This window comes from Mucilaginibacter metallidurans, from assembly GCF_003286435.2.
In the GTDB taxonomy this organism is placed as follows: domain Bacteria; phylum Bacteroidota; class Bacteroidia; order Sphingobacteriales; family Sphingobacteriaceae; genus Mucilaginibacter; species Mucilaginibacter gossypii.
This window is the reverse complement of the sequence record NZ_CP043449.1, coordinates 2,878,609-2,893,345: the sequence shown is the minus strand read 5'-3', so window position 1 is coordinate 2,893,345 and position 14,737 is coordinate 2,878,609. Positions and strand designations below refer to the sequence as shown.

The window sequence follows — 14,737 nt, the reverse complement described above, 5'->3', positions numbered from 1 at the left end:
GATTTTGATCATCATAAAAATGGTTTATCTCCCTGCTTGGGGGATAAACCATTTAAAGAATAAGCTTACCTATGAAATTATTACGTTATTCTGTTTTCCTGATAGTTATTGCCGCGAATGCAGTAAACGGGCAAACTAACCTGGACTGGGCAAAAAAAGTTGGGGCCCGGCACGCCCCGCAAAAAACAATGGTGTGGTATGTAAATGATAATGGCGCGGTCAATGATGGTGTCACTTTAAACACGGCCGCCATACAAAAAACTATTGATCAGTGTTCGGCAAAAGGTGGCGGTATAGTCACATTTAAACCCGGTAAATATTTAACAGGTTCAATTTTTTTGAAGAATAATGTTTGTCTGAATATTGATGAGGGAGTAGCGTTGTTGGGTAGCCAGAATTTAAAAGATTATCCTGAAATTGATACCCGCGTTGCCGGTATTGAAATGAAATGGCCGGCTGCTTTGATCAACATAGCCGGGCAAGCCAATGTGGCAATTACCGGGAAAGGACTGGTAAACGCACAGGGTAAACCATTTTGGGATATTTACCGCAAAATGCGGGCTGAATATGACCCCAAAGGCTTACGCTGGATAGTTGATTATGACGCCAAGCGCCCGCGTACGTTACTGGTTTCTAATTCGGCAGATGTTACCATTAAAAATATTACGCTGCAACAGGCCGGGTTTTGGACGGTGCAGTTGCTTTATTCGGATCATGTTACTGTTGATGACATCACCATCCGCAATAACGTTGATGGGCATGGGCCATCGACAGATGGGATAGATATAGATTCGTCCAGTTGGATCCTGGTGCAAAACTGCGATATTGACTGTAATGACGATGATTTTTGCCTTAAAGCCGGCAGGGATTGGGATGGGCTGCGGGTAAATAAACCGACCGAATATGTGGTGATCCGCAAATGTGTATCAAGGGCTGGCGCTGGGTTGCTTACCTGCGGCAGCGAAACTTCGGGCGGGATCAGGCATGTGCTTGCCACCGATCTGATAGGTAACGGAACCAGTAATGGTTTAAACATTAAATCTGCCATTACGCGCGGCGGCACGGTTGAGGATATCCACTTTACAAACATAACCATGAATGGCGTAGGCACGGCTTTTCAAATCACTATGAACTGGAACCCAAGCTACAGCTATTCTAAATTACCCGATGGTTACAATGAAGCAACGCTGCCCGATCATTGGAAAAAGATCCTGCATAAAGTGGATCCCGCGGAAAAAGGGATCCCGCACTTTAAGGATGTTTATATTTCAAATATTAAAGTTACCGGTGCTAAAAAAGCCATTAATGCTATTGGGCTTAAAGAATCAACTATGCAAAATTTTCATTTTGATGGAGTTAATATTGAGGCGGGTACTGCGGGCGATGTGCAGTTTGGACAAGCATGGGAGTGGCAAAACTCTCAGGTAATTACTCAGGACAATACAAAACTTAATTTAACTGATGCGGTTGCCGGTCGATAATAAATACAATCCTTTAAAGAAATTCCTTATTTGTGTGGGAGCTGGTTTGGCATTGCTTTTTAGTGCCTGGTCAATTCCTTCGGCACAAAAGGATGGTAGTGTTATTTCGCTGGCAGGCCGGTGGCAGTTTCAGATGGATCCGGCCGATAAGGGGATTGAAGAGAAATGGTTCTTAAAATCACTGGCGGATACTATCCATTTGCCGGGCTCTATGACCCAAAACCTAAAAGGTGATGACATCACCCTTAAAACAAAATGGACAGGCAGTATTTATGACAGCTCATGGTTTTACAACCCTCGGTTAGCTAAGTACCGGGTGCCCGGCAATCTCAAAATACCATTTTGGCTTACACCACCGAAATACTACGCAGGAGCTGCATGGTATAAAAAAGAAGTGATTATCCCGGCAGATTGGAAAAACAAACACCTTGTGCTTTTCCTGGAAAGAGCCCACACCGAAACCAGGTTATGGGTTGATAGCACCGAAATTGGTATGCAAAACAGTCTCGTGGCCCCGCATCAGTATGATCTTGGAGATCATTTATCGCCTGGAAAACATCAGATCACGCTTTGTATTGATAACCGGATTAAAGCCATCAATGTAGGTCCCGATTCTCATAGCGTCACTGATCATACACAGGGCAACTGGAATGGGGTGATCGGTAAAATGGAGTTGCGGGCCGGAAGTCAGACCTGGCTGGATGAGATCCAGGTATATCCTGATCTGCAACAAAAAACAGCCCATATCAAAGTACGGATAAAAACCGAACTGGCATCTGTTAGCGGCAACATCACGCTTTCGGCCAAAGCATTTAATACTCCGGTATCGCAACTTATACCAGCTGTAAGCAAAACTGTAAATGTTAAAGATAGTGTGGCTGAGTTAACCGTCGATTTACCAATGGGGCCCAAAATGCAAACATGGGATGAATTTAATCCGGTTTTATACCGGCTTACAGCAACGCTGCACACTGCGGATGGATCAACAGATATCAGGCAGTTGAATTTTGGCATGCACGAGTTTAAAGCCGATGGAAGAACATTCACCATAAACGGTAAACCTGTTTTTCTGCGCGGTACGGTGAATAACTGCGAGTTTCCGCTTACGGGTTACCCACCCACTACTGAAGCGGAATGGGACAGGATCTTTAAGATTTGCAGGGAACATGGGCTTAACCACATGCGTTTTCACTCCTGGTGTCCGCCAGAGGCTGCATTCGCAGCAGCCGATAAAGCCGGCTTCTATTTGCATGTGGAAGGGCCTTCGTGGGCAAATCATGGCAGCGGTTTAGGCTTAGGGCGACCCATCGACCAATATATTTATGACGAAACAAACCGTATGGTTAAGTGGTACGGTAATCATCCCTCATTTTGTATGATGGCTTATGGTAATGAGCCAAGCGGTAAACAAGTAGAATACCTTACCAAATTTGTTGATTATTGGAAAGCTAAAGATCCGCGCAGGCTTTACACTGGCGCGGCGGTAGGCGGCAGCTGGCCGGTAATCCCCAATAGCGAATATATGGCCCGCGCAGGCGCGCGCGGCCTGGCCTGGAACCAGCGACCTGAAAGTTACTCAGATTACAGTAAACAGATAGCTCAGTTTAATGTGCCCTTTGTGGCTCATGAAATGGGGCAATATTGTGCCTTCCCCGATTTTAAGGAAATCAGGAAGTATACGGGTATATATAAAGCCAAAAACTTTGAACTTTTTCAGGAAGACCTTAAAGATCACGGCATGGCCGACGAGGCCGAAAAGTACCTGATGGCTTCGGGGAAATTACAGGTTTTATGTTATAAGTACGAAATTGAAAAAGCCATGCGTACACCCGGATATTCGGGTTTTCAGTTGCTTTCGTTAAATGATTATCCGGGCCAGGGTACAGCGTTGGTTGGGGTACTTAATGCCTTTTGGGATAGCAAGGGTTATATAACTGCAAAGCAGTTTGCCCGGTTTTGTAATTCCACCGTACCGCTTATCCGTACCGAAAAGTTTGTATATCAAAACAACGAAACGCTAAAGGCTCAGGTTGAGCTGTTTAACTATAGCAAGCCTATGGCAACCGCGCTTAACTGGAAATTAACCGATGTGCAGCATAAGGTAATTAGTGCGGGTGTGCTGGATAAGAAGAGTTATGGAATGGGCAACTGCCAGCAGGCAGGGATGATCAATGTGCCTTTATCAAAAATAAAGTCGCCGGTAAAACTGAACCTTGAAGTATCCGTACCCAACACTCAATATGTAAACGATTGGGACTTTTGGGTGTATCCGGCAACATTACCTGCTGTAAAAACCGATGTGTATTATACTACCTTGCTGGATGATAAGGCCAAAGAGGTACTCAATAATGGCGGCAAAGTATTTCTGAATGCCTCTGGTAAAATAATAAAGGGCAAGGAAATTATACAAACGTTCACGCCGGTTTTCTGGAATACCTCCTGGTTTAAAATGCGCCCGCCGCATACGCTGGGTTTTGTGTGCGATACTAAGCATCCTGCGTTTAATGATTTCCCGACATCATTATACAGTGAAATACAATGGTGGGATATCCTGTCGAACGCTCAGTTAATGCACCTGGAAGATTTTCCGGCAACATTCCGACCGGTTATTCAGCCTATTGATACCTGGTTTATGAACCGCCGTTTAGCGTTGCTCTTTGAAGCAAAGGTAGGTAAGGGAAGTCTGATGGTGAGCAGTGCCGATCTGTCACCAACATCCGGCGATGACAGGCCTGCTGCCAAGCAATTATATTACAGTATTTTAAAATATATGTATTCAGCGCAGTTTAAACCTGCTGATATGATAGCGATGGAGACTATTGAAGATCTTTTTAAAACAGCTTCAAAGGAGGTGTTTGTGTCCTATACCAACGGTGCTCCGGACGAACTGAAGCCTAAAAGCATAAAAAAATAATATGAAAGTATTGAAACCGGTTTTAGCTTTATTAATAATGGCCTTTGCCGGCCTGGCTTTCATCAATCAGCAAAAGCCAACCATTTATTTAATTGGCGATTCCACCACGCATAACAACGATAAAGAAACATGGGGCTGGGGTAGCATCATTCCATATTATTTCGATCTGTCGAAGATCAATGTTGAAAACCATGCCATGGCCGGTCGCAGTACTCGCACTTTTATAAAGGAAGGCCGCTGGAACAAAGTTGATTCGCTTTTAAAGCCGGGCGATTATGTGATGATGGTATTCGGCCATAATGAAGGCAGTAAACCAGATACTACAAAAACCGGTTATCGGGGTGTATTAAAGGGTACAGGTAATGAAACGGTAGAGCTTACCTGGCCTAACGGTACCAAAGAAACAGTACATACCTATGGCTGGTATTTTCACAAATTTATAAGGGATACCAAAGCTAAAGGTGCAACGCCTATGGTACTGTCCATGATCCCGCGTAATGAATTTCGTGATGGCAAAGTTGTTCGTGCCGATAACGATTATGGTAAATGGGCTCAGGAGGTGGCGCAGCAGGAAGGTGTCATCTTCATTGATATGAACCGTATCACAGCCAATAAATATGATAAATGGGGAGCCGATTCAGTTAAGAAATTTTTCCCCGGAGATCATACCCACACTAATAAAATGGGCGCTACGGTAAATGCAGAATCGGTAGTTGATGGCATTAAGGCCAATCCTGCAAATCCTCTTAATAAATACCTTAAAAACTAAATTTCAGGTTGCTATGAAAAATATGATCCGTACAAATGCCGGCTTAGGCTTATTACTGGCCTTGAGTATAATATTATCTTCTTTTATGTTGATGAAACCTGCCGATAAGCCAACCTTTTACCTGATAGGCGATTCGACTGTAAAAAATGGTAAAGGCAAAGGCGATGGTGGTTTATGGGGCTGGGGGAATTACATAGCCCCTTATTTTGATACAACAAAAATAACGGTCGAAAATGATGCGCTTGGCGGCACCAGCAGCCGCACCTTTCAAACCATGGGTTTGTGGGATAAGGTATTGGTTAAAGTTAAACCCGGCGATTTTGTGATCATGCAGTTTGGCCACAATGACGCCGGTGCGCTGGATGATACAGCCCGTGCCCGCGGAACTATCAAAGGCATTGGCGACGAACAGCAGGAAATATACAACCCGATAAGAAAAGTAAAAGAGGTGGTACATACCTACGGTTGGTATATGCGCAAGTTTATTGCCGATATTAAGGCAAAGGGGGCAACTCCGATCATCTGCTCCCCGATACCCCGTAATGTGTGGAAAGATGGTAAATCTGCAGGGCGTAACAATGAAAACAACTATGGGCAATGGGCGCGTGAGTTGTGCGAACAAACCGGGGCTTTTTTCATCGACCTAAACAAACTAATTGCCGATGATTACGATACGGAAGGCGAAACAAAAGTTAAGTCAACCTACTTCGGCACTGATGCCACGCATACGCTTGAGCCGGGTGCTCAGCTAAATGCCAGCATGGTTATTCAGGGTATCCGGTCATTCAATCAGCTGGCGCTCAATAAATATTTAAGGTAACAGGTTCTGTAAATGATTGTGTTTGGATGATGAAAAGAAGAGATTTTATCGAACAGTTAAGCGTGGCTTCGGCTATGGCATTATTGCCGGGTTGGGCCTTTGGGAATTCAAATGATCGTATTTCGGCATTTGCCAAAAAACTGAAGCCAGTTGGTCGCGCATTGGAAATGGAGGGTTACTACGTTTGGTGCAACAGTCCTATTGAGGGGCCCGATGGCCGGATCCATGTGTTTTTTTCGAGATGGATTGCCTCAAAAAAAATGGGCGGATGGATCAATGGATCCGAAATCTGTCATGCCGTAGCTGATACGCCGAAAGTGAGTTTAAATTTCTGGGAACCATTCTTGCCCGCGTGGGCCGGGTTATTGGGATGCTACTACCTGTCATAACCCGTCGATAAAAGTAGTTGATGGTAAATATTGCCTGTTTTTTATGGCAATTCCAACGGTAAAACCAATACAAAACGGATAGGCCTGGCTACCGCCGATTCTTTGGATGGCCCCTGGACACGCCCGGATGAACCGTTGCTTTTACCGGGCCCGGAAGGTGCCTGGGATGATCATTGCACTACCAACCCGCATTTATTAAACATCCCAACGGGCAATATTGGCTGTTTTATAAATCATGGAACACTAAAGAATATGAAACATCAACCGACCCATTGGTAAAGGGGAACCGTAAATATGGTTTGGCTATTGCCGATAAACTGGAAGGCCCTTATATCAAGTATGATAGCAACCCGGTTATAGATTTTTCAGGACGGGGCAATAATGCCCAGTTGGAGGATGCTTTTGTTTGGCTTGATAAGGGCCGCTTTAAAATGCTTGCCCGGGACATGGGTGTATTTAATCACCAGTATGGTTTATACATGGAATCAAAAACCGGTAAAAAATGGAGCGAACCGGAGATTGGCTATTTTAATGCTGAATATTATCATATCAATCAACCGCCGCCGCCAAAATACCTTAACAAATATGGCAGGTTTGAGCGGCCCCAGCTCTTATTTCAAAATGGTAAACCAACTTATATGTTTACTACCTCGCAGGGCGGTAAATACATGACAGCATCGCCATTTATATTTAAAATAGAATCATAGCATCCTCAACATGAAAAAAATACTGCCTGTATATTTTGCATTATTTGCTGTTGTTTGGCCGGGTTTATTGAGGGCGCAAAATAAAATAGACCGTAAGGCTTTGGTGCAAAGGCACAATGTGATGAATAATGGCACCGACACGCTATCTTCACTCTCCGTTGGCAATGGTCGTTTTGCTTTTACGGTTGACGCTACAGGCTTACAAACCTTTCCTGAACATTATGATAAAGGCATTCCATTAGGCACACAATCTGAGTGGGGTTGGCACAGCTTTAAAGATACCGCAGGCTACAAGTTCGATGAAACACTAAAGACCTACGCACTTAATGGCCGCAACGTAAGTTATTCGGTGCAGTGGAACCAGCCCGGCCGTAATAGAGAGGCTGCCAATTGGTTTAGAGAAAATGTACATCGCTTGCAATTAGGTAATCTTGGCTTTGTGTTATTGCATAAGGATGGAACCGAAGCCCGGGTAACTGATATTCAAAATATCCGGCAGGAACTTAATTTGTGGACAGGGTGCATCAGCAGCTCATTTACTTTTGACGGCGAGCAGGTAAAAGTTCAAACTTATGCGCACCAGGGGCAGGATCTGATAGCTGTAAAAGTACAGTCGCCGTTGTTAGCCCAGGGCAGGCTTAAGGTAAGGCTACGTTTCCCTTTCCCAACCAATCAGTTTGCCGATTATGGTGATAACTGGAAAAATCCGCAAAAACACTATTCGGCAATTGTTGGTTCCGGTGCCAGCCAGGCTACCATCATTCATCGTTTGGATACCAGCCAATATTTTGTTCGCCTTGCCTGGAACGGTGTAGCTTCGGTTAAGCATACTGCTGCCCATCAGTTTGTGTTAACGCCTCAGGATAAAGCCGCTGAACTGACGTTTACCTGTTCGTTTAATCCAAAGAAATCCACTGCGGCTTTACCTGGTTTTGCCAAAACGCAAATCAACAGCATACAACAATGGAAAGCCTTTTGGCAAAGCGGCGGCGCGGTTGATTTTAGCGGCAGCGCTGATCCCCGCGCAAAGGAACTGGAACGCAGGGTGGTGCTGTCTCAATATCTTACCAAAATACAATGTTCGGGCCATCAGCCTCCGCAGGAAACTGGCTTAACGTATAACAGTTGGTACGGCAAGCCACACCTTGAGATGCATTGGTGGCATGGGATTCATTTTGCATTATGGGGCAGAGAGAAACTGCTCGAAAATAGTTTGGACTGGTACCATCACGTAAAAGCCAATGCCAGGGTTATCGCCAAAAGACAAGGATATGATGGCATCCGCTGGCAAAAAATGACCGACGCTGATGGTAATGAAAGCCCATCTTCGGTAGGGGCATTTCTCATCTGGCAGCAGCCACACATTATTTATTTTGCCGAACTGGATTACCGTGCCCATCCAAATAAACAAACGCTGGATAAGTATAAAGACCTCGTACTGGCCGACGCCGATTTTATGGCTTCATTCGCAACTTATGATAAGGAACATGACCGGTATAATTTAGGTAAGGGCATTATCCTGGCGCAGGAACGTTATAAGCCCGAAGAAACATATAATCCAACTTATGAGTTGCAATACTGGCGCTGGGCTTTAAATACCGCCCAGGAATGGCGCAAACGACTGGGCTTGCAGCCGGATAACAAGTACGCCCAAATCCTGGATAAATTGGCCCGGTTACCCCAAAAGGATGGTGTTTACCTTGCTGCTGAAAGTTCGCCCGATGCCTATACAAACCCTAAATTAAAAACAGATCACCCGGCCGTATTAGCTGCCTATGGTATGTTGCCCTATAATGGTAAACTGGATACTGTGGTAATGAAGAAAACCTTCAACCTGGTTTGGGATGTATGGGATTGGAAGGATACCTGGGGCTGGGACTTCCCGATGACCGCCATGACCGCCGCCCGCTTAAATATGCCCGAAAAGGCCATCGATGCTTTATTTATGCCCATAAAAACCAATACTTACTTAGCCAACGGACACAATTACCAGGGCGGGCGATTACGCCTGTACTTGCCTGGCAACGGTGGTTTACTGGCCGCTGTAGCCATGATGTGTGCCGGCTGGGATGGCTCAGCCACTGTAAATCCCGGTTTCCCTAAAAACGGGAAGTGGAAAGTAAGGTGGGAAGGGCTCAGGAAAATGCCTTAATGTTTAACGTGTTTTTTTAGAATGGATATATAAAATCTACGATATGAATAAATTATTGCTTACAATAAAAACGGTATTAAGCACATGCGCTGTTATGGGTATGATAGGTAGTGCATTTGCCCAACAGCCTGCAAAAACAGAGGTGTTGGCCGGTATGACCCTGGCCAATAATTATTTTATGCAGAAATGGCCGGATCCGGGAGCGTCTGTTACCGTAAAAAATGTCACCCGCACCAGTAATTTGTGGACGAGGGCTGTTTATTACGAAGGGCTGATGGCGATGTATAAAATCGATCCTCAAAAAAGGTACTATGATTATGCAGTTGATTGGGGCGAAAAACATCAGTGGAGCCCCCGTGGCGCTGTTGATACCCGCAATGCCGACAATCAATGCTGCGGGCAAACCTATATCGACCTTTACCTGATAGATAAAAAGCCCGAAAGGATTGAAAAAATAAAGCAAAGCATCGACCTGATGGTGACCAGGGAAAAAAAAGATGACTGGAACTGGATAGATGCACTGCAAATGGCTATGCCGGTATATGCCAAGCTTGGTGCAGTTTATAACGACAATAAATATTATGAAAAGATGTTCGACATCTACAATTACTCAAAAACCGTTCACGGTGGCAAAGGATTGTACAATACGGCCGATCATCTTTGGTGGCGTGATAAAGACTTTGTACCGCCGTATAAAGAACCTAACGGAGCGGATTGCTACTGGTCGCGCGGGAACGGTTGGGTAGTGGCTGCCATGCTGCGCGTGTTAGAAGTTATGCCTAAACATGCGCCTCACCGCAATGAATACTTATCAGTATATAAAGAAATGATTGAGGCTTTGGTTCCATTACAGCGTGTTGATGGCTACTGGAATGTGAGCCTGAAAGATTCAACGAATTTTGGCGGGAAGGAATTGTCTGGCACAGCCTTGTTTACTTATGGTATGGCCTGGGGGATAAATCACGGCATCCTGAAAAAGAAAACCTATTTGCCGATAGTTTTCAAAGCATGGAATGCCATGGCAAAAGAGTGCCTGCACCCGGATGGTATGCTTGGCTTTGTACAAGGAACGGGCAAAGAACCAAAAGATGGACAGCCGGTTGGGTACAATAATGTACCCGATTTTGAAGATTATGGTTTGGGCTGTTTCCTGCTGGCCGGCAGCGAAGTTTATAAACTGAGTGAATAATGAAAAAGATCCCCCTGTTTTTAGCTTTTGTTTTATTGGTTGTGGTGGATGCCTTCGCCCAAACGGGTATCGGCAGCAATAAATCCGGGTACAAAAAGGATGGCAATACCTTGTTTTTCAGTAATGCCAACGGCGATGTTAAAATTGAGTTCTGCTCTGCATCCATGTTCCGGGTAAGGGCCAGTTGGAGCCGCAAATTTGCACCGGATGAGCATTTAATGCAGGAAAATTATACATGGCCCGCTGTTGATTATAAAATAACTGATGCTAAATCGGCATACGTAATCCAAACGTCGGCGTTGATTATCACGGTAATTAAATCACCGTTTATAATTAATGTCGCAGACAGCAAGGGCGTGATGTTATCATCAGAGTATGTGCCTGATAGTAAACAAAATGGAGGTTTACATCACATCGGTGATACGGTTATGTGTACCAAAGATTTGCTTCCCGATGAGCATTTCTTTGGCTTTGGCGAGCGTATGGATTTTACCGACCAGCGCAACAAACTGGTAAAGCTGAATGTGGGCCGGGGAAAAAGCAAAAATAACTTGCTTGGCGCTTATAATATCAACGAGGCTAACTACTGCCCGGTGCCATTTTTTATGAGCACTAAGGGCTATGGCATATACCTGCACAATTCATCGGCTACCGAATGGAATATGGACAGCAAAACTGATAATGAGTACAGTTTTAAGGCAAATGATGGCGAATTGGATTATTACTTTATTTATGGCCCAACATTTCCTGTTATTTTAAATAGCTACTTATCAATTACAGGTAAAACGCCTTTGTTGCCAAGGTTTGCCTTCGGTTTGCATATGGGCACTTATAGCGGCGGCACCTGGGGCATGAAGAACTTACCTCGGATAGATATGTAATAGAATTGGCCCGTAAAATGCGCGAGATGGGCATCCCGGTTGATATTCTTTTTCTTGATTCTACCTGGCGCTTGTTTGGTAAAAATGGGGCAAGGGAGCTACAACCTTTGAATGGCGCGAAACATTTAAAAACCCCAAAGCTATGTTTGATAGCCTGTATGCCATGAATTTTAAAATGGTGGGGCTGCATATCCGCCCAAGGTTTGATAATGCAAAAAATCTGAACCTGCTTGATGAGGCACGGGCCAAAGGTTTTACCTATCCCGAAAATGGTAAGCCCGGCGAATTCGTGAATTTTTTTGATCAGCAGGCTGCAAACTGGTGGTGGGATAATGGGGTGATGAAAGTAGCCTCCATTGGTGCTAAATTCCTGAAAACCGATGAAGGCAGCGCATTCGGTTCATTAGCCAACGAAAGCGAAAAAATTGGGCCTACGGGTAAAGAGGTAGCCCAATTGCATAATGTATTCCCTATTGCTTATGCTAAAGCGCCGTATTTGAAATTTCAGGAATATAATGGTATTCGTGGTTTAAACCAAACGCGCGAAGGTTATTCCGGCATTCAGCGTTACCCATTCATTTTTGCGGGCGACTGGCCGAGCGAGTGGCAGTATTTTGCTCCGGTTATAAAGGCCGGGTTAAATATTGGCCTGTCGGGTGTGGGGTATTGGGCGCATTGCATGGGCGGTTTTGAACACGCGGCCGATCCGGAGTTGTATATGCGGTGGGTGCAGTTTGGTATGTTCAGTCCGGTAGCCATGGTATTTGGTATGGATCATCCGGGTTATAAAGAACCATGGAACTATGGGGCCGAAGCTTTAGCCAACTTTAAAAAATACGACGATCTCCGTTACAGGCTGATACCTTATATCTACAGCAACGCATATACACAATATCAAACCGGCATGCCGCTTATGCGCGCCTTGGTGCTGGAATATCAGGATGATCCCAACACGTACAATATAGCCGATCAATACCTGTTTGGGGATAACTTGATGGTTTGCCCCGTTACGGAAAAAGGCGCACAAACGCGTACGATATACTTGCCCCACGGAACCTGGTTTGATTACTGGACCGGTACAAAATATACCGGAAAGCAATATATCCACATCCTAACCCCTCCCGATCATTTGCCCATTTTTATAAAAGCAGGAGGTATTATCCCAATGCAACCGGCCATGAAATATATGGATGAAAAACCGGTGGATATGATCACGTTTGATATATTTCCTGACAAGGGATCGTCGGAGTTTAAATTGTATGAAGATGACGGTGTTAGTTTAAAGTATCAGCACGGCGATAAGGCGATCACTCAAATTACTTTGGCAAATACAGCCGGTAGCTATGAATTGCAGATTAAGAAACCGGCAGGTAGTTTTATCCCTGCACAGCATAGCTATCTGGCCAAAATACATTGGGCCGGTGATAAGGAACCATCTTCAATAACAGAAAATAAAGCACCACTGAAAATGGCCGATGGTGTTGAGGCATTAGATAAAGCAGCGGGCTGGTATTATGATAAAACAACTCATTTGCTTTGGATAAAAACTTCCCATAACAACAGGGAGGATATTGTTCTTAATTTCAAATAGATTGCAATAATTGTCTTCCATGAAAAAGTTCCTTCAAATCATTTTTCTTTTTGCAGTGGCAAACAATCCAATATTTGCCCAGGATAAGCATGCGGCTAAGCGGCCAAACATCATTATTATTTTGGCTGATGATATGGGTTACTCAGATATCGGCTGTTTCGGGTCCGAAACGCAAACACCTAATTTGGATGCGATGGCCAAAGGCGGTTTGCGGATGACCCAGTTTTACAATGCGTCGCGCTGTTGCCCAACCCGGGCGTCGTTACTTACCGGGCTTTATCAGCACCAGGCGGGAGTGGGCGATATGGTAAACCACCGTGATGTGCCGGCTTATCAGGGCTACCTGAATCAAAACTGCGTAACCATAGCCGAGGCACTTAAAGAAGGCGGCTATAATACGCTGATGGCAGGCAAATGGCATGTGGGTACAGACCCTTCGCGCTGGCCGGTTAAACGTGGATTTGATCATTACTTTGGTTTAATTGATGGGGCAAGCAGTTATTTTAATCCAACAATGCCTTATCGTCCTAATCAAAAACTTACCATTGCTTTAGATGATAAAGAATACACACCAGGGCCAAACTGGTATTCAACCAATGCGTATGCCGATTATGCCCTTAAATTTATTGAGGGGAATAAAGGCACGGGCAAGCCATTCTTTTTGTACATGGCTTTCACCAGTCCGCACTGGCCAATTCAGGCATTGCCCGGAGATATTGCCAAATACAAAGGCAAATACCTGAAAGGTTGGGATAAGCTCAGGCAGGAGCGGCTCGAACGTCAAAAGCAATTGGGGATCATTGCTAAGGATGAAAAACTTTCGCCAAGGGATAAGAGCGTACCGGAATGGGATAGCCTTACCCCGGAAGAAAAAGAGCAGTTTGATACTAAAATGGCAGTATATGCTGCTATGGTTGATCGGATGGATCAGAACATAGGCCGCATCAGGAAAAAACTTAAGGAGTTGGGTGAGGATAAAAATACAGTGATCATGTTCCTGTCGGATAATGGGGCCAGTAACGAAACTATTGCCGGGCCGGGTTTTACCCCCGAAGTCCTGGCCGCAAACAGTAAGCCTGCAAGTGATCCAACATCTTTTACATCGTACGGAGCATTGGGTGCCAATGTAAGTAATACACCGTTTCGCTTATTTAAGCATTGGGAATATGAGGGCGGTACGGCTACCCCTTTTATAGCTTATTACCCCGATGTGATTAAACCCGGCTCAATTGTTAATAAGCCCGCTCATATTATAGATCTGATGGCAACCTGCCTTGATTTGGCCGGCGCAACTTATCCTAAAGTTTATCATGGAAATAACATTACTCCAACAGAAGGTATAAGCCTGGTGCCAGTATTTAAAGGCCAGAAGTGGCAAGGGCATAACGGGCTGTTTTTTGAACACGAAGGCAATCGTGCTGTAAGACAAGGCGACTGGAAACTGGTTTCTCAACGCCCCGAAAATAAATGGGAACTATATAATATCAGCACGGACCGCTCCGAGTTAAATGACCTGAGTGTCCAATATCCTCAAAAAGTAGCCGAGCTTGAAGCAATGTACAAGCTATGGGCCACCAGGGCAGGAGTGGTGGAGTATGATAAATTAGCAAAAGCGAAAGGCGAATAATTAAAAAGTATAAATTAGCCTTAAGTTTGTGTATTCCTGCTTCCAGCTTTTACCAATGCCAATGTTTTAGCTCAGTTCCACATAGTACCGTTAAGGCCCATCCACAAACCGATGAAATAACGAAGGCCCGCCGCCCCTGTTTACACTGCTGCTATCGGCGAGCCGTCTATTTTTCTATGGTGAGGTAGAGGAACTGCAATTATCAATTTGTTGTTTT

The 14,737-nt window shown here is 44.8% G+C and carries 11 protein-coding genes; all 11 read left to right on the top strand.

Going from position 1 to position 14,737, the window contains the following annotated elements:
- The first annotated feature begins 71 nt into the window (after positions 1-71).
- The 11 genes from DIU38_RS12355 to DIU38_RS12315 all read left to right on the top strand — a co-directional run bounded on the left by DIU38_RS12355 (position 72) and on the right by DIU38_RS12315 (position 14,520).
- Positions 72-1,481 (top strand): glycoside hydrolase family 28 protein, encoded by a 1,410-nt coding sequence (locus tag DIU38_RS12355; RefSeq protein WP_112654992.1) that lies wholly within the window; start codon positions 72-74, stop codon positions 1,479-1,481.
- Positions 1,462-4,395 (top strand): exo-beta-1,4-galactosidase, encoded by a 2,934-nt coding sequence (locus tag DIU38_RS12350; RefSeq protein ID WP_112654991.1) that lies wholly within the window; start codon positions 1,462-1,464, stop codon positions 4,393-4,395. The genes DIU38_RS12355 and DIU38_RS12350 overlap by 20 nt, the downstream gene beginning before the upstream one ends.
- Before the next feature lies 1 nt (position 4,396).
- Positions 4,397-5,164, top strand: coding sequence for a rhamnogalacturonan acetylesterase (locus DIU38_RS12345; RefSeq protein WP_112654990.1), 768 nt, complete (start codon positions 4,397-4,399; stop codon positions 5,162-5,164).
- Positions 5,165-5,177: 13 nt separating this feature from the next.
- Positions 5,178-5,984 carry a rhamnogalacturonan acetylesterase gene (locus DIU38_RS12340; protein ID WP_167516154.1) on the top strand — a complete coding sequence of 269 codons (807 nt, stop codon included), beginning with the start codon at positions 5,178-5,180 and terminating at the stop codon, positions 5,982-5,984.
- A gap of 26 nt (positions 5,985-6,010) precedes the next feature.
- Positions 6,011-6,373, top strand: a complete 363-nt coding sequence (locus DIU38_RS34015; RefSeq protein WP_244311295.1) for a hypothetical protein — start codon at positions 6,011-6,013, stop codon at positions 6,371-6,373.
- A gap of 173 nt (positions 6,374-6,546) precedes the next feature.
- Positions 6,547-7,080, top strand: a complete 534-nt coding sequence (locus DIU38_RS34010) for a glycoside hydrolase family protein (RefSeq protein WP_244311294.1) — start codon at positions 6,547-6,549, stop codon at positions 7,078-7,080.
- 10 nt (positions 7,081-7,090) lie between these two features.
- Positions 7,091-9,232 carry a hypothetical protein gene (locus DIU38_RS12330; protein ID WP_112654989.1) on the top strand — a complete coding sequence of 714 codons (2,142 nt, stop codon included), beginning with the start codon at positions 7,091-7,093 and terminating at the stop codon, positions 9,230-9,232.
- A 43-nt stretch (positions 9,233-9,275) separates the two neighbouring features.
- Entirely contained in the window at positions 9,276-10,421 is a 1,146-nt protein-coding gene (locus tag DIU38_RS12325) for a glycoside hydrolase family 88/105 protein (RefSeq protein WP_112654988.1), read from the top strand.
- Positions 10,421-11,302: an alpha-glucosidase domain-containing protein gene (locus tag DIU38_RS34005; protein WP_244311293.1), complete on the top strand. Its 882-nt coding sequence runs from the start codon at positions 10,421-10,423 to the stop codon at positions 11,300-11,302. Before DIU38_RS12325 ends, DIU38_RS34005 begins: the two co-directional genes overlap by 1 nt.
- A gap of 142 nt (positions 11,303-11,444) precedes the next feature.
- Positions 11,445-12,893 carry a glycoside hydrolase family 31 protein gene (locus DIU38_RS34000; RefSeq protein ID WP_244311292.1) on the top strand — a complete coding sequence of 483 codons (1,449 nt, stop codon included), beginning with the start codon at positions 11,445-11,447 and terminating at the stop codon, positions 12,891-12,893.
- Between the two features lie 19 nt (positions 12,894-12,912).
- Positions 12,913-14,520, top strand: coding sequence for an arylsulfatase (locus DIU38_RS12315; RefSeq protein WP_112654986.1), 1,608 nt, complete (start codon positions 12,913-12,915; stop codon positions 14,518-14,520).
- Positions 14,521-14,737 lie beyond the last annotated feature (217 nt).

Bases quoted from the DNA above. Each gene is read 5' to 3' on its own strand.
- DIU38_RS12355 (WP_112654992.1), top strand. From the start codon at position 72: ATGAAATTATTACGTTATTCTGTTTTCCTGATAGTTATTGCCGCGAAT.
- DIU38_RS12350 (WP_112654991.1), top strand. From the start codon at position 1,462: ATGCGGTTGCCGGTCGATAATAAATACAATCCTTTAAAGAAATTCCTT.
- DIU38_RS12345 (WP_112654990.1), top strand. From the start codon at position 4,397: ATGAAAGTATTGAAACCGGTTTTAGCTTTATTAATAATGGCCTTTGCC.
- DIU38_RS12340 (WP_167516154.1), top strand. From the start codon at position 5,178: ATGAAAAATATGATCCGTACAAATGCCGGCTTAGGCTTATTACTGGCC.
- DIU38_RS34015 (WP_244311295.1), top strand. From the start codon at position 6,011: ATGATGAAAAGAAGAGATTTTATCGAACAGTTAAGCGTGGCTTCGGCT.
- DIU38_RS12330 (WP_112654989.1), top strand. From the start codon at position 7,091: ATGAAAAAAATACTGCCTGTATATTTTGCATTATTTGCTGTTGTTTGG.
- DIU38_RS12325 (WP_112654988.1), top strand. From the start codon at position 9,276: ATGAATAAATTATTGCTTACAATAAAAACGGTATTAAGCACATGCGCT.
- DIU38_RS34005 (WP_244311293.1), top strand. From the start codon at position 10,421: ATGAAAAAGATCCCCCTGTTTTTAGCTTTTGTTTTATTGGTTGTGGTG.
- DIU38_RS34000 (WP_244311292.1), top strand. From the start codon at position 11,445: ATGTTTGATAGCCTGTATGCCATGAATTTTAAAATGGTGGGGCTGCAT.
- DIU38_RS12315 (WP_112654986.1), top strand. From the start codon at position 12,913: ATGAAAAAGTTCCTTCAAATCATTTTTCTTTTTGCAGTGGCAAACAAT.